The sequence below is a fragment of the Tenacibaculum profundicola genome (genome assembly GCF_057220795.1).
In genome coordinates, this window is record NZ_CM170137.1 from 3663984 (window position 1) to 3687071 (window position 23088).

Here is a 23088-nt window from a genome sequence, read left to right on the forward strand (position 1 = left end):
ATATATGATGTTATGATACGCTGTTTTCGTTCAATATCCTTTTTATCATTGCTATTTGTCCATTATGCCAAGATTGGTGTTTAAATAGCCACATTAAAGCTTGATATTTTGTTTTGACCGCAGGATTTGGAATTTTAGTTGGTTTATCTAAATCTGATTCATTTAGTGTGTCAAGCCCTTCATTTATTAGCTCAAATCCGAATTCGTACATTTTGAGTAATTCCTCTTTTGATGGTTTATCTTTTCTATGTTCTAATGGATTAGATTTCATTCCGTAGAGTTTAATATAATCTTGAACATTAATCATATTTCTAATATCCTCATTAATACCATGTATTGAAGTTATGCCGTGTAGATAGTTTGCTAAAAAAACGTGTCCTATTTGCCAGTTTAAATTTGTATTAATAACTGTTGGATTATAATACGATTTACAGATAAATATTTCCTTTGTAGGTATTGAATTATTTTAAGTTAGTTTAAGGCATAAAACTTTAGCATAGCCAAGCTATGGTTAAGTTTTATAACGCAAAAATAGCTACAAAAGAAATAATAGATATGCGAAATATTTATTTGTAAATCGTATAAGTCCATAAATTCGATGCTATATCAGCTATTAAATTGTCCGTTTGAGTTTTTACTGAATTAATTTCGTTCTTAATAAACTTAACTTTACTCATAATTTTTCTAATTGGGTATGGGGATAACGTCTCGGCTAAGAATCGTTGCGTTGTTTTTTACCAAAAGTAACTAAATTTTCCTGTTTTAATTTTCAGCAAATACTATTCTAAAATAACCTGAACTAAGCAATTGATTATACATTTTGTTGTGGTGTCATTTTAATATGGCCAGGTTACGTGTAATGGTTTTTCCATCCATGGTAGTTTTATGATTGAGAATGAAAAAGGTGATTTCATCAATAATATATCATACGCTCTTTTTTCAACAGTCAATTCCCAGCGTTCTTCGGTTTCTCTTAAAATTCCGTCTCGTACCAACCAATTTCCTCGAAACCCATTGATAGATGTTTTTCCAATAGCACTCCAATAGCCAATAGCAAGCTGAACCAATCCATCGATTAGTTGTTTTTGGTCTTGTGTCATTTCTATGGAATCTCTCACAGGCGTATCTGGCGAAAGGCCACAAAGTACTTTGTTTAAAACTAATAAAAATTCGTCTGTTTGTGTCAATCCTGTAACGATGTATTGTAAATAATGTACAGCGTCCAATTGTCCATCTTCAGAGACAAAAGCTTTATCAGCAACAATTCCCAAACGTTCGAGTAGCATTAAAAAATAAGAGTTCAGTAATACCAAACCAGCATTTGGAACCATAACGCCTTCGGCAGGTAATGCTATTAATTTTTTATTCATAGGTTGTTTTTTTAGTGTTTTATGTTGAATTATTGTGATTATTCGGTTGAATGTACCACAACGGTCTTGTGTATGAGACGTAGCGTGTAAAAAGACGCTAATTTTTCGGATTAACACAGAGCCGAATTTTTATATTTTGTATTATAAACGTTGGTGTGTTTTCATTTAATCACCTTAACCACTTAGACATTTTAGGGAATTCATTCTTTTCACACAATGACATTAAAAGAGGTAACCCAATATAATTCTTTTGCGTGAATTGTTTAATTAACCATTCCGATTCATTTTTATATCCATTTGGATGAAATACCACATCTAAATCAATTTTTAAATGATAAGCAGCAGCATAGAACCACAAAATTGCAGCAATCTCTTCACTATCAGATGGCCAATTTTGGTACATTTGTTTTGTTCCGATAAGATGTCTAATCGGTTGTTCTGTGACAGCAATATGTCCAGCTTCATGTAACATATCCCCAGGATATTTTAATTTTTGTCTATCATAATTAAGAACTCCTTTTTGAATTTCTAAGCCAGGTAGAAAAGTATCACCATTTAATTTATTCTCAACAACCTCTATGTTGATTGAATTAAGAAAGCTAATTATCGTATCTAAAATATCTTGACTACAATTCAATTAATTTATTTATTGAAGTTCTATTGAATGAAACACAACTAGTGTATATACGCAATTGCGCATATTTACCTTTCAAATATAAGTAAATAGAGCTGAGATTAAAAGTATTTTTAGGGTTGGTTGTATATCTAGTTTTAAGTATAACATCTAATTACTGAAATTTCATTGATTTCCCCTGTGTTTATACTTCTATTTGAAAGGAACATGAGTAGAATCCCAAGTAATTTATCATGCTAAAAGATAATAATATGTTCACGAATAACCATTTTATAAACGTTTATTGTAATTCACTTACCACAATTATATCAAAGAACTTTTCCGGTTTTTAGGTATCCGATAACTTACACTTTTTGTAATTCGTTTACATAAATTTTGGACATAAAAAACACCTCGTAAAAGGTGCGTTGTGGTAAGTGTGTTCTTTCATATACAACAATCATATAGTGTTTGATTATTGGTACACCGTATACTTAGTGAGTAGTCAATGTTTTATTTATTGGAAGTTTGGTTCCCTAAAGGTTATATTTATTCTTCCTTTTTTATATGCTGAGTTTTGTAATAAACTGTGAGTATATCTTGATTGACAATGAGCTCTCATCACCAATAAGCTTCCATTGGCTAAATCTAAGTTATATAATTCATTACTGGTTTTTTCACTAAAACTAAACTCGCGTACTTCACCCAAACTAATAGAAGGCAAAATCGTATTAAACCCTGAGGTTTCTTGATCACTATGATAAGGAGCAAAATAATTTCCGTCGGGATAGTAAAGACACATGGCAACTTCAAACTCCTTATCCAGAAAGGCTTCAACTTTTTCTTTTAATTGCTTCAATACCCCAGTCCATAAAAATGATTTTCCATGAACTTCTTCTGGATATCTATTTTCGTTAATAAGTCTCTCACTTGTAAATATAACTTTAAAGCTATCTGTTTTAATTAGTTCGCCCCCAGCATTTATAATGATTCTTGCTTGATCTAATTTATACGTCTCAATTAAGGTATTATATAGTTTGTTTGATTCTTCTTGGCTTAAAAAGTTAGCGAAATAATTGGCTTCACAATTTAAAGGTAATTTCATATATAGTGGTACATTCAATTTAGAATTTATGCTTAAGGTGAGTCTGCGCAAAAACTCTATTTTTTTCATAACGATAGCGCATAAGGCTTAAATATACGAGATTTTAGGCAATTGAAAAATGGTTTCTGGTTATTTGTGATTTTCTATTTTATAGATAAAATTGGTTTAAAATGACTACATCATCGCTCTTAATTCCAAAACAAGGTCTTTCAATCTCGTTTTTAACGTTTTTACTAGTTTAGCCCCCAACAAGTTCGAATTTTTTTTTTTAATTTCAAACCAATATAGTTGAGATATGAAATACCAAATGAGAGGTTTGCCTTGATATATCTTACGATATTAGGAAGTTTTGTTTCTACGCTTACTACCGCACTGAGGTAAAGTTACACAACCATTTTCTTACAATCATGCTAGTGTTATATTATTGAAGTAATAGCGAAAATTCAACATACAATAGTACCATCTATAGATCGGCATTTACGATAATAATTATGGTTGGTAAATTAACATCAAGATGGTATAAAAATAGTGCATTGAATTTATAGGGATCCTAATAAATTCTATCCTACAAACTCATTACCGATCTAGCGCTTTTTTAAATTGATAAAAGAAACGTTCAATTAAGCGCAAATCTTCTGTAATAATTTCCGCTGTTCCACGCATTTCATGTTTAAAGTCTATTTTTTTGTTATACGAAGTAATAAGCTCCTCAGGTAAAAGCACACTAACTGTATAAAATCCTTTTTTATCTGGAATGACAGAGATACTTTCTACAATTCCTTTTAATACACCAAACTCATAATCAGGAAAGTTTTGTAATTTAATATGAACTCGTTGTCCAATTTTAATTTTCCCTGAGTTTTGTGGCGGTGTTTGTAATTTAGCAATATAAGAAGAATACTCAGAAGGAATAATGGTAAAAACTAAATCTCCATGAGTTACGGTTTGGTTTTCATTCCAATAATTTAAATAAGAAACAGTTCCATTTATTTTTGAAATAAAAGCATATTGTAATTCCCAATCTTTAATAGCTTTTTTTAGTAGGTTAAACGACTGAATGGTATTTTTTAACAAGGTGACTTCTTCACGTATTTGAGCGATTTCAGATCCTTTTATCGTTTTTGTGCTATTGGCAATGGCCTCTCGAAGTTGAGAAATGGAAGCACTCATACTTTGGTAGTTACGTTCGGATTGTAAATACTCTAACTGCTTTGTTTCATGCTCTCTTTCCGAGATAACACCTTTGTCAAATAATATTTTATTTCTGTTTAGGTCGCTCTTTTTAAAGGTTAATTCTGTTTTATTGATGCTTTTTTGTGACTGTAAATTTTGTAATCGCCTTTTTAACTCAGAAGCGGTTATGGTGTTTGCAATTTTTTCGTTAGCATAGGGTTGTAATTGTTTGTTTAAGATGTATTGAAGATAGTTGTTCTCAAAATCAGCATAGGCATTTTCGATCTCTCCTAGAAACAATACAGGCATTTCTTCAAGAGGAAAAGAAAATGTTTTTTTATTTGCTGTAATGGTGTCGATAACAGATTTAAGGAAGAGGATATCTTCATATTTTGCGGTATTTTCAATGAGAGCTATAGGGCTGTTTACTGTTACCCTCTCATTGTCTTTTACCAAAATGGTGTCTATTTTCCCTGTAACTCTCGCATACTCTTTTTGAGGCGGTATTTTGGTAGTTACGGTAGTTTCTGAAACAATGACGTCTGGATATTTTATAAACCATGATAGTAATAGTAACATTAAAACTAACAGTAGAAACAAAGAGTTTCCCCTACGTATCATCCAGTGAGGTACTTTAGTAAGTATTTCTTGTACCTCTTCGCTTCTTAATTCTATATCTTCTAATTTTTCTGACATATTAATTTCCTAGTTCTAATTGGTTTTTTACTAAATTATAATAATCACCTTTTTTCTTTACTAAGGCATTATGATTACCTACTTCGATAATTTTTCCTTGCTCTAGTACTACAATTTGATCTGCATTTTTCACGGTACTTAACCTGTGCGCAATGATAACCACGGTTTTATTTTTAAAAAAGGTATTTAGTTTTTCTATAATTACCCGTTCGTTATTGGCATCTAGGGCAGAGGTAGCTTCATCAAAAAACAAAAAGTTAGGATTTTTATATACGGCTCTTGCTATAAGGAGTCGTTGTTTTTGTCCTGTGCTTAATCCGATACCCTCAGCACCGATTTTGGTGTTATAGGATAATGGTAAGCTTTCAATAAATTCTGTAATATTGGCAATGTCCACGGCATGCGCCAATTTCTTTTTATCGATATAATCGACACCTACAGCAATATTATTTGCAATGGTATCACTAAAAATATAACCTTCCTGCATTACCACACCACATTCTTCTCTCCATGTTTTTTGTGAAATATTTTGTAATTGGTGATGTCCAAATTTTATTTCACCGGTATTAGGTTCGTAAAACTTGAGTAATAGCTTCATTAGAGTTGTTTTACCACTACCACTTGTGCCAACAATGGCTGTAATTTTATTAGGAGGAATGTTTAAATCTAAATCTTTTAAAACTAGCTGGTCTGTTCCAAGATATTTAAAGGATACCTTATCAAGTTTGAAATCTGAATCTTTTGAAACGTCAACAATTTTTTGGTCATTTAGCTTTTCTTCATCTTCCTTATTATGTATTTCTGACAGTCGATCTAAAGAAATTCTCGCGTCCTGAAGTTCTCTAACAAAATTAATTAATTGAGATATCGGAGAGTTTAACTGTCCTACGATATAGCTAATAGACAACATCATACCTAAGGTAATTTCTCCATCTATGACTAAAATCGCAGATAAAATGGTAATCAAAATATTTTTAAACTCATTTATAAAACCAGAACCAACACTTTGATATTGTTCTAAAGCTAAGCCTTCAATGGATATTTTGAATAACCTAGCCTGTAAAAACTCCCAGCCCCAGCGTTTTTTCTTTTCTGCGTTATGCAATTTAATTTCTTGCATGCCACTTATGAGCTCAATAACTTTACTTTGTTCCTGGCTTACTTGAGAAAAAAGTTTATAATCCAAATCTGCACGTTTTTTTAGGAAAATAGCGATCCATACAAAATACAGAAAGCTTCCTAAGGCAAATATTCCAAAAATAGATAGGTTGTAGTATATTAGTACTATACTGAATACCAGTAGATTAACGATGGAAAACAAAACATTTAAAGAAGATGACGTTAACACATGTTCAATACGTCTATGGTCATTAATACGCTGAAGAATATCACCCGTTATTCGAGTGTCAAAATAAGAAATCGGAAGATTCATCAGTTTGATAAAGAAATCTGATATCAATGAGATATTGATCCGGGTACTCAAATGCAATAGGATCCAACTACGTATAACTTCAACGGCTGTTCTTCCTATAAACAAAGCCAATTGCGCAAAGAGGATAAGGTAAATAAAATTGATATCTTGATTTTTGATCCCAATATCAACAACACTTTGGGTAAGAAAAGGAAAAATAAGTTGTAATAAACTGGAAACAATTAACCCGATGATTAGTTGCCATAAAAAATTCTTATATCGATAAACATATTTAGAGATAAATGACAGACCTAATTTTTGCTCTTCTTCTTTTTCGTTCTCAATATCAGTGCCATAAAACTGAGGAGTTGTTTCTAGTAATAGGGCAATACCTTCATTTGTTTGATCGTTCACATTGTTACCAATCCAATATTTTAAAAGTTCCTCTTTCGTGTATTTGAGCAATCCGTGTGCTGGATCAGAAATGTGAAAACTCACCTGTTTTTTCCCTTTTTGGAAAGAGGGAGTTGTTATTTTGTATAAAACAACAAAATGATTTTTATTCCAATGTAAAATAGAAGGTAGGGGGACTTCGTATAATTGCTCTAGTGGTATTTTAACCCCTAAACTTCGAAAGCCTATTTTTTCTGCGGCGTCGCTTAAATTGTGTAACCTGCTTCCTTCTCTTGTCGTTTCGCTTAATCCACGAAGATGTTCTAAAGGGATGATCCTTTTATAGTGTTTAGAAATTATTTTAAGACATGTTGGTCCACAGTCTTTATTGTCATACTGTTTGTAATGGGGGAATTTTGGCATAATTTTAAGTAGCAGTAATGGTTAGTGTTGCCTTTATAAACTGATTACAATCAATGATATTAATTATAAATTCTCTTTAAGGTAAAATTAGCGTTCTCTTTTCATTAATAACGAACTGTTATATTGGGTTTTCAATTAAATGGTTCTTGAAAGGGGCTAACAATTACTAAATGATTTTTATATTTTTCTATAAGCTTTTTTGGAAGCGGATATGCTTTTTTTGACTTACGATGCATCCAATGAGGTCTTCCATCAATATAAATTAAGGAAAACAAAATATTAGACGTATAGTTTTCACTTCTAAAAGCAAAAAAACGATCTAATTTTTCTTTTTTTTCGATCAGATCACCTAAAACAGCTATCCTATCAGAAGTGCAATTTGCAATTAAGTCTATTGGAATACTACTGATTCCAAGCATTTGTAGATGGGGTGTAACTACACTTTTCAGGTTTCGAATAAACATTTATCTTTATCTTTTGTAAAAATTCTTCAATCAGTACATATATAGCTAAATTCACAGTCCTATCATACTTTAATAACCTCTTTTTTTAGATGTCACATTTTTTTTGAAGTTCACGATCATTAACTGCATCCAATAAACTATTTTTTTTGACATATCCAAAATTTTCTTTTTTTAGATCCACAATTTTTAATGTTTCTGTTAATGTCGATGGTTGTTTTTTTATGTAATACGATTTACAAATAAATATTTCGCATATCTATTATTTCTTTTGTAGCTATTTTTGCGTTATAAAACTTAACCATAGCTTGGCTACGCTAACGTTTTATGCCTTAAACTAACTTAAAATAATTCAATACCTATATACGAAATAGTTATTTCTAAATCGTATTAGTCATTTAAAAAGCTTGCGCATGGTGTTATGTTGTTAGGTCCCAATATTGTTGTGGAACAAAAATGATTAGTGATATCTTTCTACGTGAAAAGGAGATAGATTTACGCTTGTTTTCTTTTCAGAAATCAATTCAGAAACTAATTTTCCTGTGGCAGGGCCTAAACTCCATCCCATCATTGCGTGACCAGTAGCAATGGTAATGTTCTTATGTTTAGCTAACTTACCAATATAAGGTAGCCCATCAGGAGAACAAGGGCGGAGGCCATAACTAGCATTTTCAATTTCTTCGGGTGAAATGTGAAGTCCCTTATAATAGTTCTCAGCATTTCTAGCAATGGTAGTAACTCTGCTGCGATTGATTTTAGTATTTATACCTGCGATTTCCATAGTTCCTGCAAATCGGGTAAACCCGTTCATTGGGGTTACCGCGACTTTGGCTTCTGTAAGAATTGAAGGTATAGTAATACCTGTTTCTTCCGTAGCATTTATTCGATATCCTTTACCTGCTTGGATGGGGATTTTAGTGTTTAGTTGTTTGGCTAACTTTTGGGTCCAAGAGCCTGAAGCTAGCACGAGTTCATCGGCTAAAATTTCTCTCGAAGGTGTTTGTATACCTGTAATTTTATTTGATTGCGATATAAAACTAATGACCTCTTCATTTTGAATAATAGATACATTGTTTTGAATCAAATAATTTTTCATTTGTAGCATGAATTCTGAAGGTGTCATGTGAGCATCAGAATGATAATATATAGCTCCTTTTATGTTTAAATTAACCTTAGGCTCCAGTTCTTTAACTTGTGCTGATGTTAAGTTTTCGACTTTTAGGCCTTCTTTAATAGCTTTTTTACCAACTTCCCATTCTTCTTCTCCCATTTTGTCCGTTTGATAATACATCATCAATCCTTTATCTTGGTAGTAGAAGTTGAAATCACCAGATGCTTTTATGTCTTCATATAAATCTTTACTGAAAAGATTAATATTTTTAATGATCGGTATTGATTTTTCAACGTTGAACTGTGTTGATGCTTTTTTAAATAGCCAAGACCAGTGTAAAAAATCCATATCTAATCGAGGTTTAATAGATAAAGGACTTTTAGCGTTAAACATCCATTTAATTCCTTTGTTAATCATACCAGGAGCAGCTAATGAAATAATATGACTTGGCGTAATTATTCCGGCATTTACATGAGAAGCTCCGCTTTTCATGTCAGATTTGTCAATCACGGTAACTTGGTGTCCTTCCTTTAGTAAATAATAAGCAGAACATAGCCCTATGATACCACCTCCTATAACGAGTACATTTTTTTCCATATACTAAATAACTTGAAAACCATGAGCATAAGGATCATCTTGCTCATCAATAATAATATGATTATATCCGTATATTTTTGCCCATCCTTGTATGCTAGGAATGATTGCTTTCGTACCGTGTAGCGTTGTTTCTTCAACAATACGTCCAATAAATTTACTGCCAATAAAACTTTCATGAATAAAATCTTCATTGGCTTTTAGTTTACCTTTGGCGTGAAGTTGTGCCATTCTTGCAGAGGTTCCCGTACCACAAGGACTTCTGTCAATGGCTTTATTTCCATAAAAAACAGCATTTCTTCCTGAAGAATTTTGGTCAAGTGGATCTCCTGTCCATAGCATATGAGTAACGTCTTTTATGGTTTCATCCTCTGGATGAACAAACATATTAGGATATTTTTCATTAATTTTAGAACGAGTTATTTGAGAAAATTGAATAATATTAGTGGCTGTAAAATTATGAATTCCACTAAAGTTTTGTTGCGGATCAACGATAGCATAATAATTGCCTCCGTAAGCCACATCAAAAGTTATTTCTCCTAACTGAGGACAATCGACCGTTAGGTTTTCTGCAGCTAAAAAGCTTTTAACATTGGTCAGACGAACCCAGTCTACTTTTTTTCCTGTTTGTTGATATTCAATTTCTACTAACCCAGCAGGAGCTTCCATTCTTATTTTTCCCGGAATTTTGGGAGTTACTAAGCCTTCTTCAATAGCGATAGTGATGGTGCCTATAGTTCCATGACCACACATAGGAAGGCATCCTGATGTTTCAATAAATAGAATAGCAAAATCATTATCCGGATGGTGAGGAGGAAATAATATCGAACCACTCATCATATCATGCCCTCTTGGCTCGAACATTAATCCTTTTCGAATCCAATCGTATTTATTAAGAAAATGTTGGCGTTTTTCACTCATGGTTGCGCCATTTAAATTAGGGCCTCCAGAAGCGACAACTCTTACGGGATTACCGCAGGTGTGGGCGTCTATACAAAAAAATGTTTTCTTCATAGGATATGAACTGATAACCTATCCACTCCTTAAGGGGAAGCACCCTTCTAAGCTTACCCTTATAGGAGAGGAGTAGATTAGTGTATTATAGTTTATTACTAGTTAATTTGTGGTTAACTAAACGTAATATACCTAATGAATTTTCATTTTTTAATTCGTCTGGTAACAACTCATTCGGCCAATTTTGATAGCTAAATGGTCTGACCCATCTTTTTATAGAACTTGTACCAACAGCAGAAAACCTAGAATCTGTTGATGCGGGATACGGACCACCATGAACCATTGAAGCACATACTTCAACACCTGTTGGAACTCCGTTGAAAATAATTCGCCCTACTATAGAAGATAAGACTGAAATTAAATTTTTATACTCTGTTATTTCAGAAAAATTTCCTATGACTGTGCCGGTTAGTTGTCCTTCGAGGCTGGAAACTACCTTTTCAAGCTCGTTTTTGTCTTTACATTTAACGATTAATGAGAAAGGACCAAAAACTTCTTGATGCAACGAAAGGTTATTTATAAATTCTTCTCCACTTACCGTGGTTATAGTTTGGTTACCATAATTTTGTGGAATATTCTTTGTGTAAGTAGCAGTAACATGAACGCTGCTTTGATTGAGAATGGTTTCTTTATTTTTTTGATAAGCCTCCATTATTTTTGGATGCAACATACAAGTAGGATCAATAGCGATGATTTCTGTGGATAAATGGTCTATAAATTTGGTGAAATCTTCGTTTTCTATACCTAATAATAATCCTGGATTCGTACAAAATTGACCTGTACCTACGGTAATTGAATTTGCGTAAGTTTTGGCAAGTTCTTTTCCTCTAGTCTTTATAGCATCCGGTAAAATAATCACAGGGTTAATACTTCCCATCTCTGCAAAAATTGGTATAGGAACCTCTCTTTTTGAAGCGAGATCCAAAAGAGCTCGTCCACCCTGAATACTTCCTGTAAAACCTACGGCCTTTACTTTAGGATGTTTTACCAATTGTTGCCCAACTGTGATGCCACTTGAATTCAAATTAGAGAATACTCCATTTGGCATGTTTGTTTTTTTAGCTGCTTTTATAATAGCCGAAGCAACTAGTTCTCCTGTTCCTGAATGCATAGGATGAGATTTTACAATAACAGGGCATCCAGCCGCTAAAGCAGATGCCGTATCTCCACCTGCAGTTGAGTATGCCAATGGAAAATTACTGGCACCAAATACAACAACGGGTCCGATAGGAATGTTCATTTTCCTTACATCAGGTTTAGCAACGGGGATCCTATCAGGAATGGCTGTATCAATACTAGCTTCTACCCAATTTCCTTCCTTTACCAAATCGGCAAAAGACCTAAGCTGAAATACGGTTCTACCTTTTTCACCATTAGCACGGCCTTCTGGCAGCCCGGTTTCAGAACAATATGTTTTAATGAGAACATCACCTAGGTTTTCTATTTCATCTGCTATACAATGTAAAAACTCGGCTTTTCTTTTACCTGAAATTGTTTTGTATGCCTCAAAAGCATTGGAAGCCAATGAAACGGCTGCCTGTATTTCTTCATCTGATGCTTCAAAAAAAACAGGTAGATTATCTTTGTTTGTTTCAGGATTGAATGTTTTATAGGTTATAGTCCCGCTTGCTGAGGTGTTTGTACCTATATAATTTTTTCCTGTTATTTCATGGGTGTTGGTAGCAATCATAATTCAGTTGTTTTTAGTAATACTATTTGTTAAGAAATGAAGGTATTACCGACCTTGGTTTTGTAATGCCTTTATAATTTATAGAGCGAGTTGTAGTTTTTTATAATCGGGTAGGGCAGGGCGGTTTTTCACCCCTGTTTCGATGATTTGTAAAACTAACTCACGTTCTTCTCCTATTAACGAAAGTCTAGGAGCTCTTACGTTTTCAGTGCCTATTCCGGTAGCTACTTCTGCTAATTTAATGTTTTGTACTAATTTAGTATTAATATCTAATTCTAGCAAAGGTAAAAACCAACGATATATTGCTAAGGCTTCAGTAATTCTACCGGCTTTTATTAACGTGTATATTGCTACTGTTTCAGCGGGAAATGCACAAACGAGTCCAGCTACCCAACCTTCTGCGCCAAGTACTAAGCTTTCCAATGCTAGTGTATCTACACCACTTAAAATGGCCAATCTATCTCCAAAACGATTTTTTAGTCTGGTAACATTTGAAATATCCCTTGTTGATTCTTTAACCGCTTGAATATTTGGACAACAGTCTAAAAGTTCTTCAAACATAGCTAAGGTTACCTCAATACCATAGTCTATAGGGTTATTATAAACCATGATAGGTAAATCCGTAGAACTGGCTGTTTGTTTAAAATATTCCATCGTTTCTCTTGCATCGGCTTTGTAACGCATGGGAGGTAACATCATTAAAGCGGATGCGCCATCATCTTGGGCGTTATTAGCAGCTTTTATTGCGTTTTTAGTAGTTTGTTCTGCAACATTCATTATAACGGGAACAGCTCCATTAACAATCCGGACAGTTTCTTTTAACAAGATACTTTTTTCGTTCTCTGACAAAGTAGAAGCTTCTCCTAAAGTTCCACCTAAAATTATTCCATGTACCCCGGCCTCTAATTGGGCTTTGATATTGACTTCAAACATTGCTAGGTCTAATGCATCTTCATGAGTGAATTTTGTGGTAACTGCTGGCATAACGCCTTTCCATTGGATGTTCATGATAATTGTTTTTTTACAAAGTTAGGTTTAAATACAAGATTGATTATCTGCCCTATTACCTTATATTGATACTATATTACCTTATAAATATTAATTATGCTTATTTTTGGTGTATATTTGATAGCTTTGATAAAAAAACATGAGAGTATTACCCTTCAAAATACCAAAATCTAAAAACTTAGGTTTGATCTACCAAGAAGACAGAGGTGCTTTTTTTTACGATAAATTACATCAACATGATGAAATTCAAATATCGTATATAGTAAGAGGTGAAGGGACGGTTATTGTGGGAGATTTAGTGAATGAGTACACATCGGATGATATTTTAGTTATCGGAGGTAACCAGCCCCATGTTTTTAAAAGTAATGCAACAAGAATTAAAGACTCGTTTATGATTTCGTTATTTTTTACCAAAGAATCATTTGGAGAGGAGTTTTTTAAGTTGGATGATGTTAAAGGATTGAGTTTATTTTTTCAAAACGCAAAAACAAGTTTTAAAGTAGTAAATAATAAGGAGAGGTTAATAACGTATTTAAATGGATTATCAGAACAAAGTGATTTGGAAAGGTTTATTAGTTTTTTTAACATATTAAGACTTCTTATACAGTCGGATATTAAGAGGTTATCTACCTTTTTATATACTAAAAGGTATACCGATAATGAAGGAAGAAGAATGGGGAAAATAATGGATTATACCTTGACTAATTTTGATCGAAAAATTGGCTTGGAAGAGGTGTCAGAAGCTGCAAACATGACACCGAATGCTTTTTGTAGATACTTTAAACAAAGAACCAATAAAACCTACTTTACATTTTTAAGTGAGATTAGGATTGAAAGAGCATGTAAATTGTTGCTAAAAGAAGAAAGTTTAATAACGGAGATATCTGAAAAATCAGGATTTAAAAATATTTCTAATTTTAATCGAAAGTTTAAGGAAATCAAAGGTATGACACCTTCTGAATATAGGTCAACACATGAAGATACATAGAAAGAGTAATCGATTTTAACAAAAATTAACACAAATTAACTCACTGTTGTTTATATTTGGGGTTTCTATTGCAGATTTTATGAAAAAATATACTATATTTATCTTATTATCTATACTTTTAATAGATAATAAAGCTACGGCACAAGAGACATTACCTATATATTTTGACTACTTGTCTGATAACATATTTTTAATCCATCCAGCGGCAGCTGGTATAGGAGAGTGCGCAAAAGTTAGATTAACTGCACGTCAACAATGGGTCGGAATTCAGAACGCACCAGAATTGCAAACTTTAAGTTTCCATTCAAAAACAAGTGAGGAGTCTAAAGCTGGTTATGGTATCGTGTTGTTCAATGATAAAAATGGTTACCACTCACAAAAGGCGTTACAAGGAAGCTATGCGTATCATTTGGATTTAGGAAATGAAAATCTTTTTAATCAATTGTCTTTCGGGCTGTCAATGTCTGCGGTACAGAATCAAGTAGATCAAACGGGTTTTTTTAACGATCCTCAAGTGAGTCAAGTTATTGAAAGTACACTTTATTTTAATGCAGATTTTGGAATGGCCTACCATTATAAAGGATTTGCGTCATATTTCACCATAAAAAACATATTATTATCAGCAAAGAATAGCTTAAACTCATCTTTTGAATCGCTAAACCTCAGAAATTACGTCTTTGGAGGAAGTTATTTCTTTGGTGATGAAGACAAATTCCAGTTTGAACCTTCTGTCATGTTTCAATATAAGGAGCAGACAGGTGAAAAAATTTCAGATATAAATTTGAAAGCGTATAAGAAGATGTCTAATACACAGTTATGGGCTGCTATTTCATATAGAAGAAGTTTTGATGGTCGTACTTTTGGAGACGCTGCATATGTATCGCCTATACTAGGAATTAACTATAAACAGTACATGATAGCCTATACTTTTACCAAACAAACAGGAGATCTTGTTTTTTCAAATGGTAATTTTCATCAAATTTCTCTTGGAATTAATGTGTTGTGTAGAAAGAGAAGAGCGGCGGCTTGTCCAAATATAAATGGTAGTTTCTTCTAAAAGTTAATTTCTTTGATAATACAAGCGGGATACTCTTTTAGTATATCTGTTAAAACTGTTTTATCTTTGTTTGATAAGAACGTATGTATAGGAGTACTATGGTCTGTAGATAATAGATGGTGTTGGTTTAGAACATACTTGGTTTGAATGGCTACGGCATGTCCCGAATCAATAATTTTTACCGAATCACCAACAATATCTATTATTTGATCTTTTAAGTATGGGTAGTGAGTGCATCCCAACACAATACAGTCCGCATTAGCTTTAATCATTGGCGTTAAATATTGTTTTAACAACTCTTTCATTTTTAAAGAATGTATATCACCCCTTTCTATAAGGTCAACTAAACCCTCGCCTATTTGTTCAATAATAGCAGGATTGTTCTCTAAATTGGACGATGTCTTTTCAAATAATTCACTGTTTAAAGTACCCTTGGTTGCCAATACACCTATAACATTTGTTTTGGTTTGTATGGATGCGGGTTTTATGGCTGGTTCAATACCAACTAACGGGACATTAGGATACAACTTTCTTAATGTTTTTATAGCATTGGCAGTAGCGGTATTACACGCAACAACGATGATTTTACAGCCTTGCTCTAGTAGAAATTCAGTATTTTTAATTGATAACTGAATTATTTGTTCTCGTGATTTGCGTCCGTATGGAGCATTTTTACTATCAGATAGATATAAGGTATTCTCATTAGGTAATAATTGTTGAATTTCTTTCCAAATAGAAGTACCGCCAATTCCAGAGTCAAAAATACCGATAGGTTTTGTAGTTTTTGCTATCATATGGACAAAAGTAAAAAACCCGCTTTAGTAAAGCAGGTTTTTATGAGTTTATCTTTTCTTAAATTTAGTTTAGAAGCCTAATTTAGTTTTTACCTCGTTGTAAATATCTACTCCTTTATCGTAAACGATTAAACCTTTACCTGGTGCAGCGTCAAAAACGTAAGTAATTCCTTTCTCTGAAGCTACAGCCTTAATAGCTTCTTCAGCTTTCTTAAGAATAGGAAGTGTTTTTTCTTGATATTTCTTTTGCATATCTTGTGAAGCAGCTTGTTCTGCTTGACTAATTTTTAAACGATCTTGCTGAACTTCTACCGCTCTTTTTTGGTTAATCTCTTGCGTTTGGGTTTTTCCTTCAGCTTCGTACTTTTTAATTTTTGCTTCTAATTGCTTGTACATAGCCTCAATATCATCAAAATAAGTTTTCTTTAACTTATCTAGTTCAGCCCTCATTGTTTTAGTATCAGGCATTTCAGCTAACAATTTATCAGTATTAATATGTGCAGTTTTTTGAGCGTTAGCAACCCCTCCTAATCCAACTGTAAAAAGTGCAACTAATAATAACGTTTTTAAATGTTTCATCTTTGTTGTTTTGATTTTAATTATAGTCTTTATTCTTGATTCTTATTATTCTTTATCTTCTACTTTCTTTTTTTCTTCTTTAGTCTTTTTTAAAGCGTCTCTTTTTTCCTGTAAGAGCTTTTTTCTATCAGCTTGTGCTTTTAGACGTGCTTGTCTTTTCTCTTCAAGTTTTTTTAATTTAGCTTCTCTTTCTGCTAATTTTTTTAGTCTCAGCGCTTCTTTTTTAGCTAAGGTTTCTTTTTGCTTATCACTTAAATCACCGTTTTTAAGTAATGCCTTCTTGGCGGCTATTTTGTCTTTTTTCGCTTGTTGCTTTTGATCAATATTAATCATTTTTACAACGAGATCGCTAATATCGTGTTTTTTGTTAGAATATAACATTACTAAATCAGACGATTTGTCAAAAACAAAATCATATTTCTTTCTTGAAGCGATAGTCTGAACTGCATTGTAAACTTGATCTTGCACAGGTTTCACTAATTGCATTCGTAGATTAAACATGTCACCTCTAGGTCCAAAATACAACGATTCCAAACGTCGTAACGATTCTTGCTTTATCTTGATATCTTCTTCGCGTTCTTCAATCAAATCTTTGGTTAAAATGGCCTTTTCATTAACTAAATCAGTTTTTAAAACTTCAATGTTACGAGCCTCTTTATCTAAATTGGCTTTCCATTTTTCAACTTTTGCTCCCAAAGAGTTTTGAGCTTCAATATACTCTGGAATGCTTTGAAGAATGTACTCCATATCAATATAACCAATACGTTGACTTTTTTGCGAAAAGAATGCGGTTACTGTAAATAAAAGAACGACTGATAGAATGCTTTTTTTCATTTTGTATAATGTGTTTAGAAAAAACCGTGCCAAAAAACCAGACACATTACAAATGTAAGGTTTTAGAACTGTCTTCCAATGATAAAATGTGTTTGCCAGCCAGATTTTTCTGGGTTAATAGAGTCTTCTAATCCTGGTAATGGATCAAAACCATGAGCGAAATCTATTCCTAATAAACCGAAGGCAGGCATAAATATACGCACACCCAAACCAGCTGAACGCTTTAACCTAAACGGATTAAAACTGTTAAAATTGTTATAAGAATTTCCCGCTTCTAAAAATCCTAAAGTATATATAGATGCTGAAGGTTTATCGGTTATAGAATAACGTAATTCTAACTGAAATTTATTATATATAGAACCACCATCAATGGAAGAGATTCGATTGTTTTCATAACCTCTAAGACCAATGGTTTCTCGTCCATCTAATTGACCCTGAGCAATACCATCTCCACCAACGAAATAACGTTCAACGGGTGTTAAGCCTAAATCGTCATTATAAAATCCTAAATATCCTAGTTCAAAATTAGACATTAACACAAGTTTTTTGGCTAATTCTGTATACCATTTTCCTTTAGCGGAAATTTTATAATATTCTAACCATTTGTATTTTTCGGCAAAATACTCTTGTTCTTCCGGAGAACCAGGGAGTAAATCAGAAGGTCTTTTATAATCTCTACCATTAAATAAAGAGTACGGGAAAGTAGCCTTCGCATTTATGGTAAACTCCGACCCATAGGTTGGAAATATTAAACTTGGCCCTGCTGAATTTCGTTTTAATGCTATAGAATACGATAGGTTATTTAAATCTCCTTGACTTAAAACATCTCTAGACGATCCAACATTATAACCATAGTTTTCTAACTCTATACGTTGGTAACTGATAGATTGAGAAAGTGTAAAATAATCATCTGGCCATCTCAAGCGTTTTCCTAAACCAATTTGAGCACCAATAATGCCTAAGTTTTGATCTTTGTTAACTGTATTCGTTAAAAAGTCGAAACGATATTGATTTGAATAGTATACTGAAAACGATAATGATTGCGGTGTTTTACCTCCTAACCAAGGTTCTGTAAAAGAGAAGCTATAGGTATTATAGGTTCTACTCGCTTGTAAACGCAATGATAATGCCTGGCCATCACCCATTGGCAATGGTCTATAGGCTTCTTTATTAAAAATATTTCCAATAGAAAAATTATTAAAAGATAAACCCAGTGTACCAATGAAAGAACCTCCACCATAACCACCTTGCAATTCTATTTGGCTACCACCTTTTTCTACGACTGAAAATTCAATATCAGCGGTTTTATCTTGGTAATTTGGTCTAACATCTGGTGTTACGTTGGCATCGAAAAATCCTAATTGACCTATTTCACGTATAGATCGTATAATATTTTGACGACTAAATAAATCACCTGGCTTTACGCGAAGTTCTCTAAAAATAACATGATCATTTGTTTTATCATTCCCGACAACGGTAACTTTTTTTATCGTTGCCTGCTCATCTTCTCGAATACGAACTTCTACAGTAATAGAATCATTTTTTACTCTAGTTTCGACGGCATTAACTTGTGAAAATAAATACCCATTATTGTGATAAAGGGTTTGAATATCTTGAGAATTTGGAGTTCCATCTCCAGAAATACGTTCTTTTAAAATTTTACCGTTGTAGATATCTCCTTTGCCAATTCCTAGTAAAATCTGGAGTTGTGCGTCAGTGTAATTTTTATTTCCTACAAATAAAATATCACCAAAACGATATTGACGACCTTCTTCTAATTCGATTTCAAGGTTTATAGTATCGTCATCGTTCCAAGTAACTTTATCAGAAAGTATTCTTGCATCTCGATATCCTTTTTCACTGTATTTTTCAAGAATATTTTCAAGATCCTCTTTATAGTCTTCTAAGATGTATTTAGACGATTTCCAAAAACGTCCGAAAAATTTACGTTTCGTGTTTTTCATAGCACCTCTTAGAGCACCATCAGACATAGCTTTGTTTCCAACAAAGTTTATTTCTTTGATCTTTATACGATTTCCTTTGTCAATAAAAATGCTCATACTAACTGCATTGATATCTGATGAATCCTTTTTAGTGTCAAGAGAAACCTTTGTTTTTAAGAATCCTTTATCGGTATATTTTTTCTTAATATAATTACGAGTGGTTACAATGAGGTTGTCGGTAACCATTGAACCTTTCTTTAATTCGGTCTCTTTTTGTAAGTCTTTTGCCTTTGATTTACTTACCCCAGTAATGGTAATGTTTAGTAATCGGGGTAGCTCAGTTACATTAAACCGAAGATAGGCTGTATTGCCATCTAGTTTAGACAGATATACATCAACCTCACTAAATTGCTTACTCTCATATAATTTTTTTATCGCACTCGTGAGCTTATCTCCTGGTAATTTGATGGGTTGCCCGCTAATTAAACCTGTGTAAACCTTAACCGTTTCTTCGCTAAATTTTTGAAGCCCTGTTACGGTGATGCCTCCTAGAACATATTCTTTACCTTTTTCATAAGGAATGATTTTGCTGTTATTGGTTTTAATACTGTCTTTAACTACATCCTGAGCTTGCGTATTAACTGTAATAAGAGCCGTAATAAGTAGTACTGCTAAATATGAATATTTATTCATTGGTATCAATCTGTTCACTTGTTTTTCCAAATCGTCTTTCCCTGTTTTGATAATCTAATATGGCATCAAAAAGATGCTCTTTTCTGAAATCTGGCCAGAGAACTTTGGTGAAATAAAGTTCTGCATACGCCATTTGCCATAGTAAAAAATTACTAATTCTTTGTTCTCCACTTGTACGTATCATCAAATCAACGTCAGGCAAATTAAATGTATATAAATGACTATTTATAATTTTATCGTTAATTTTTTCAATTTCGATTTCATTATTAACAACTTTTTTAGATATGTTTCTAATAGCGTTAACAATTTCCTCTCTTGAACCATAACTTAAGGCAAAAGTCAGGGTGATTTTTTCGTTGTTTTTAGTTTTTTCAATTACATGGGCTAAAACTTTCTGAGCATTTTTAGGTAAACTATTTAAATTACCAATAGCATTTATTTTAACACCCTTTTTAAGAAATTCAGGAAGCTCTTTTTTTAAGGTAGTTACTAATAAACTCATTAATGCATCTACTTCTAGTTTGGGCCTATTCCAATTTTCTGTAGAAAACGCGTAAAGAGTTAAGAATTTTATATCCAATTTACCTGCAGCATCGGTAGTTTCTCTAATCGCTTTTAAGGCGTTTCTATGCCCATAAACTCGTTGCATTCCTTTACCTTTTGCCCATCTACCGTTACCATCCATTATTATGGCAATATGATTTGGCTTTTTGTATAAATTAATGCTTCGTAGTTTTTCTTCCATATTTTTAGTTTGTTAATCCGCTAAAACACTGTGGTCTGCCAAAGGTGTAAACAATTGATAAACCTGTAAAGGTATACCAATCATTCCCGTTTCCGCCAAAGTCAAGAGTGTTTATTTTTGGAGTACTATAATCGATGTCATCAACTAAAGTGTATCTAGCACCAACTTCAAAAGCAATAGCTAAATTATCAAATAATAATCCTTTTATACCAATTCCTACTGGAAGAGATAGGGAGAATTTGCTTTCTAGTCGAATTAGATTGTTTGAAATTAAATCAGATGGGCTTTTATAATTAAAAACTGCTAATTCTGAAAATATGTAGGGAGTGTAAGTAGTTTTGTAACTACTTATATTGTAATCATAAAAATTGAATTCAACCCCAGCGGCAAATTCATGTATTGTATTATTAAAGGTTCTACCTTGTAATTGTCTAAATTCATTACCCGAATCAGAATCACTTCCTGACACAGGGATGTACAAATAAGATCCTCTTAAGGCAATTCTCGGGTTTATATTGAATTTGTAAATTAATCCACCAGCTACTTTATTTGGGTAAATATAATTTGTTCTGCCGATATCTCCTATATAGTTTGAGCCACCTAACATTAAACCGATTTCGTGGCTTTGAGCCTTTGAAAGGATTGAAGTAATTAAAAACAATATGAATATAAAATATTTTCCCATTATAAAATAGCGTGCAAATATAGCGATTTGGATTTGCTTTAAAAAGTTAATAATCTGTCTTTTTTGATTAACTTTATTTTTACTAATTTATTGTAGTTGATACCTTTTATAATGATTCATTCCTTGTGTCTTCTCCCCACAGTAGTTTACTTCTAAGTGTTTTTAAGTAAGATTGGTTTTTGGGTAAAATACTTTTAATGGTAAAAGGAGCTTTACGAATACGTATTTTTGTTTGCTTATTTACAGTAGCAATTCGAGAATCTAAGGTGATTAAGAATTTTTTTTCTCGCGCGCTCACTTCTAATTGTATTGAGGTATCATCAGGTATTACCATCGGACGAGCACTCAGGTTATGGGGTGCGATAGGAGTTATCACGAAGCTTTTTGAGTTGGGTAAAATAACAGGGCCATCGCAGCTTAAGGAATAGCCCGTAGAACCAGTAGGAGTGGCAATAATGAGTCCATCCGCCCAATAGTTGGTCAAATATTCATTGTTTAAAAAAGTTTTAATACCAATCATAGAGGTTGTGTTGCGACGAGCAATGGTTATTTCGTTAAGTGCAAAATTTACTTCCGAAAACTCTTTAATGGTGGGTTCTGATTCAATTTGAAGTAGTGTTCTTTCTTGAATAGCATATTCTTTTTTTAGTAATAGTTCAATGGCTTCTTCTATTTGGTCTTTTTGAACGGTTGCAAGAAACCCCAGTCTACCTGTATTAATTCCCATTATCGGAATATCTAAATTACGCACGAAAGTAATGGCTCGAAGTATGGTGCCATCTCCTCCCATTGTAAACAATAGATCAAATGAATTGGACAAGTCGTTAAAGTGAGAGAATGTAGGGTACTTTTTGTCAAGAACCTCTTTGTTAGTTAGTAAATCATAGAATTCTTTTTCAAAAAAAACTACGATGTTGTACTTTTTTAGAACAGTGAGTAATATTTTGATCTCTTTCTCAGCATAAATCGTGTAAGCTTGTCCGTATATGGCTACTTTTTTCACTTTAAATTGTATTGTTAAAAGGTTAAGAAAAATAGTTTTTTACATACCTAGGTATTTTCTTAGATACCTAGCTCTATCTTTAAGTTCTTCTAAATAATCATCATCATGATGCTGCGTTATAACTGTGTAATCGTATCTTCTAAAAGTTTGAATTATTTCATTTATGGTTTCTGTTGATACCTTTAAAGTAACTTGGATGTCATCTTGTCCTTCATGTGAAATATACATTCCTAACAACTTTGCTTTGTTACTCTCCACTATCTGAGAAATTTGACTCATTGAGTGGTCATTTTTGTTTTTTTGAATAATTAAGGTTTCACTTTCGATATGTAAAAAAGGGCTGTCTGCAAATGCATCTAAAATATCTCCTAATTCATAATACCCAATATAATTTAACTCTTCATCTAAAACAGGGATTAAATTACAATCGTTATCGGCAAATAGCGCTACCAAATCCAGCAAAGTAGCTTTTACTGATGTGTAAAAATGATCTAATAAATAATCATAATCTTTTATGACACCATCTTTATCATCAATAGTTTGAATATCTCTTTCAGGTAAGCAGCCAACAAGCTTTCTATTTTTAACAACGGGTATATGGGTAATTGGTAAGTTTTCACAAAGTTCTTGAGCTGAAGCAATGCTATGCTCTAAACTTAGTTCGTCAATATCGTTGAGTATAAAATCGTTAATATTCATTTGTAC

21 protein-coding genes are annotated in these 23088 nt (G+C 32.8%); 2 read left to right on the forward strand and 19 right to left on the reverse strand.

The genetic code is table 11. From position 1 onward, the window contains the following. Window positions 1-10: 10 nt before the first annotated feature. From AC2TDS_RS14970 to AC2TDS_RS15020, 11 genes are all read right to left on the reverse strand, one after another. Window positions 11-271 (reverse strand): DinB family protein, encoded by a 261-nt coding sequence (locus AC2TDS_RS14970; RefSeq protein WP_484736384.1) that lies wholly within the window; start codon window positions 269-271, stop codon window positions 11-13. Between the two features lie 565 nt (window positions 272-836). Continuing rightward, a complete protein-coding gene (locus AC2TDS_RS14975) occupies window positions 837-1370 on the reverse strand; it encodes a contractile injection system tape measure protein (RefSeq protein ID WP_484736385.1) in 534 nt (177 codons plus the stop codon). 169 nt (window positions 1371-1539) lie between these two features. Then, complete coding sequence (locus AC2TDS_RS14980; protein WP_484736386.1) at window positions 1540-2007, reverse strand: hypothetical protein; 468 nt, start codon at window positions 2005-2007, stop codon at window positions 1540-1542. A gap of 493 nt (window positions 2008-2500) precedes the next feature. Continuing rightward, window positions 2501-3088 carry an alpha-ketoglutarate-dependent dioxygenase AlkB gene (locus AC2TDS_RS14985; RefSeq protein WP_484736387.1) on the reverse strand — a complete coding sequence of 196 codons (588 nt, stop codon included), beginning with the start codon at window positions 3086-3088 and terminating at the stop codon, window positions 2501-2503. A 576-nt stretch (window positions 3089-3664) separates the two neighbouring features. Continuing rightward, the gene (locus AC2TDS_RS14990) at window positions 3665-4957 is read right to left on the reverse strand and encodes an HlyD family secretion protein (protein WP_484736388.1); all 1293 of its coding nucleotides are present in this window, start codon (window positions 4955-4957) and stop codon (window positions 3665-3667) included. Between the two features lies 1 nt (window position 4958). Further along, window positions 4959-7184 (reverse strand): peptidase domain-containing ABC transporter, encoded by a 2226-nt coding sequence (locus tag AC2TDS_RS14995; protein WP_484736389.1) that lies wholly within the window; start codon window positions 7182-7184, stop codon window positions 4959-4961. A gap of 131 nt (window positions 7185-7315) precedes the next feature. Continuing rightward, window positions 7316-7603, reverse strand: a complete 288-nt coding sequence (locus AC2TDS_RS15000; protein ID WP_484736390.1) for a hypothetical protein — start codon at window positions 7601-7603, stop codon at window positions 7316-7318. A gap of 502 nt (window positions 7604-8105) precedes the next feature. Continuing rightward, window positions 8106-9353 carry an NAD(P)/FAD-dependent oxidoreductase gene (locus AC2TDS_RS15005; RefSeq protein WP_484736391.1) on the reverse strand — a complete coding sequence of 416 codons (1248 nt, stop codon included), beginning with the start codon at window positions 9351-9353 and terminating at the stop codon, window positions 8106-8108. 3 nt (window positions 9354-9356) lie between these two features. Further along, complete coding sequence (locus tag AC2TDS_RS15010; RefSeq protein ID WP_484736392.1) at window positions 9357-10364, reverse strand: 4-hydroxyproline epimerase; 1008 nt, start codon at window positions 10362-10364, stop codon at window positions 9357-9359. An 85-nt stretch (window positions 10365-10449) separates the two neighbouring features. Then, on the reverse strand, window positions 10450-12054 hold the full coding sequence (locus AC2TDS_RS15015; protein WP_484736393.1) for an aldehyde dehydrogenase (NADP(+)): 1605 nt from the start codon (window positions 12052-12054) through the stop codon (window positions 10450-10452). Between the two features lie 78 nt (window positions 12055-12132). Continuing rightward, a complete protein-coding gene (locus tag AC2TDS_RS15020) occupies window positions 12133-13062 on the reverse strand; it encodes a dihydrodipicolinate synthase family protein (RefSeq protein ID WP_484736394.1) in 930 nt (309 codons plus the stop codon). 139 nt (window positions 13063-13201) lie between these two features. On the opposite strand from AC2TDS_RS15020, the gene AC2TDS_RS15025 reads away from it, so the two are divergent. Both AC2TDS_RS15025 and AC2TDS_RS15030 read left to right on the forward strand, forming a co-directional pair. Then, window positions 13202-14050 carry an AraC family transcriptional regulator gene (locus tag AC2TDS_RS15025; protein WP_484736395.1) on the forward strand — a complete coding sequence of 283 codons (849 nt, stop codon included), beginning with the start codon at window positions 13202-13204 and terminating at the stop codon, window positions 14048-14050. A gap of 79 nt (window positions 14051-14129) precedes the next feature. Further along, entirely contained in the window at window positions 14130-15107 is a 978-nt protein-coding gene (locus tag AC2TDS_RS15030) for a PorP/SprF family type IX secretion system membrane protein (protein ID WP_484736396.1), read from the forward strand. Here AC2TDS_RS15030 and murI read toward each other — a convergent pair. The 8 genes from murI to AC2TDS_RS15070 all read right to left on the reverse strand — a co-directional run bounded on the left by murI (window position 15104) and on the right by AC2TDS_RS15070 (window position 23082). Then, window positions 15104-15901, reverse strand: coding sequence for a glutamate racemase (gene murI, locus AC2TDS_RS15035; RefSeq protein WP_484736397.1), 798 nt, complete (start codon window positions 15899-15901; stop codon window positions 15104-15106). The two genes, AC2TDS_RS15030 and murI, sit on opposite strands and share 4 nt — an antisense overlap. 69 nt (window positions 15902-15970) lie before the next feature. Next, entirely contained in the window at window positions 15971-16480 is a 510-nt protein-coding gene (locus AC2TDS_RS15040; RefSeq protein ID WP_484736398.1) for an OmpH/Skp family outer membrane protein, read from the reverse strand. Window positions 16481-16525: 45 nt separating this feature from the next. Continuing rightward, on the reverse strand, window positions 16526-17314 hold the full coding sequence (locus AC2TDS_RS15045; protein WP_484736399.1) for an OmpH/Skp family outer membrane protein: 789 nt from the start codon (window positions 17312-17314) through the stop codon (window positions 16526-16528). Between the two features lie 62 nt (window positions 17315-17376). Beyond that, window positions 17377-19950 carry an outer membrane protein assembly factor BamA gene (gene bamA, locus AC2TDS_RS15050; protein WP_484736400.1) on the reverse strand — a complete coding sequence of 858 codons (2574 nt, stop codon included), beginning with the start codon at window positions 19948-19950 and terminating at the stop codon, window positions 17377-17379. Further along, a complete protein-coding gene (gene uppS, locus AC2TDS_RS15055) occupies window positions 19943-20695 on the reverse strand; it encodes an undecaprenyl pyrophosphate synthase (RefSeq protein ID WP_484736401.1) in 753 nt (250 codons plus the stop codon). The genes bamA and uppS overlap by 8 nt, the downstream gene beginning before the upstream one ends. 4 nt (window positions 20696-20699) lie before the next feature. Next, a complete protein-coding gene (gene porG, locus AC2TDS_RS15060; RefSeq protein WP_484736402.1) occupies window positions 20700-21380 on the reverse strand; it encodes a type IX secretion system protein PorG in 681 nt (226 codons plus the stop codon). A 106-nt stretch (window positions 21381-21486) separates the two neighbouring features. Beyond that, window positions 21487-22383, reverse strand: a complete 897-nt coding sequence (locus AC2TDS_RS15065; RefSeq protein WP_484736403.1) for an NAD kinase — start codon at window positions 22381-22383, stop codon at window positions 21487-21489. A 39-nt stretch (window positions 22384-22422) separates the two neighbouring features. After that, on the reverse strand, window positions 22423-23082 hold the full coding sequence (locus tag AC2TDS_RS15070) for a CBS domain-containing protein (protein ID WP_484736404.1): 660 nt from the start codon (window positions 23080-23082) through the stop codon (window positions 22423-22425). Window positions 23083-23088: the final 6 nt, after the last annotated feature.

Bases quoted from the DNA above. Each gene is read 5' to 3' on its own strand.
- AC2TDS_RS14970 (WP_484736384.1), bottom strand. From the start codon at position 271: ATGAAATCTAATCCATTAGAACATAGAAAAGATAAACCATCAAAAGAG.
- AC2TDS_RS14975 (WP_484736385.1), bottom strand. From the start codon at position 1,370: ATGAATAAAAAATTAATAGCATTACCTGCCGAAGGCGTTATGGTTCCA.
- AC2TDS_RS14985 (WP_484736387.1), bottom strand. From the start codon at position 3,088: ATGAAATTACCTTTAAATTGTGAAGCCAATTATTTCGCTAACTTTTTA.
- AC2TDS_RS14990 (WP_484736388.1), bottom strand. From the start codon at position 4,957: ATGTCAGAAAAATTAGAAGATATAGAATTAAGAAGCGAAGAGGTACAA.
- AC2TDS_RS14995 (WP_484736389.1), bottom strand. From the start codon at position 7,184: ATGCCAAAATTCCCCCATTACAAACAGTATGACAATAAAGACTGTGGA.
- AC2TDS_RS15000 (WP_484736390.1), bottom strand. From the start codon at position 7,603: ATGCTTGGAATCAGTAGTATTCCAATAGACTTAATTGCAAATTGCACT.
- AC2TDS_RS15005 (WP_484736391.1), bottom strand. From the start codon at position 9,353: ATGGAAAAAAATGTACTCGTTATAGGAGGTGGTATCATAGGGCTATGT.
- AC2TDS_RS15010 (WP_484736392.1), bottom strand. From the start codon at position 10,364: ATGAAGAAAACATTTTTTTGTATAGACGCCCACACCTGCGGTAATCCC.
- AC2TDS_RS15015 (WP_484736393.1), bottom strand. From the start codon at position 12,054: ATGATTGCTACCAACACCCATGAAATAACAGGAAAAAATTATATAGGT.
- AC2TDS_RS15020 (WP_484736394.1), bottom strand. From the start codon at position 13,062: ATGAACATCCAATGGAAAGGCGTTATGCCAGCAGTTACCACAAAATTC.
- AC2TDS_RS15025 (WP_484736395.1), top strand. From the start codon at position 13,202: ATGAGAGTATTACCCTTCAAAATACCAAAATCTAAAAACTTAGGTTTG.
- AC2TDS_RS15030 (WP_484736396.1), top strand. From the start codon at position 14,130: ATGAAAAAATATACTATATTTATCTTATTATCTATACTTTTAATAGAT.
- murI (WP_484736397.1), bottom strand. From the start codon at position 15,901: ATGATAGCAAAAACTACAAAACCTATCGGTATTTTTGACTCTGGAATT.
- AC2TDS_RS15040 (WP_484736398.1), bottom strand. From the start codon at position 16,480: ATGAAACATTTAAAAACGTTATTATTAGTTGCACTTTTTACAGTTGGA.
- AC2TDS_RS15045 (WP_484736399.1), bottom strand. From the start codon at position 17,314: ATGAAAAAAAGCATTCTATCAGTCGTTCTTTTATTTACAGTAACCGCA.
- bamA (WP_484736400.1), bottom strand. From the start codon at position 19,950: ATGAATAAATATTCATATTTAGCAGTACTACTTATTACGGCTCTTATT.
- uppS (WP_484736401.1), bottom strand. From the start codon at position 20,695: ATGGAAGAAAAACTACGAAGCATTAATTTATACAAAAAGCCAAATCAT.
- porG (WP_484736402.1), bottom strand. From the start codon at position 21,380: ATGGGAAAATATTTTATATTCATATTGTTTTTAATTACTTCAATCCTT.
- AC2TDS_RS15070 (WP_484736404.1), bottom strand. From the start codon at position 23,082: ATGAATATTAACGATTTTATACTCAACGATATTGACGAACTAAGTTTA.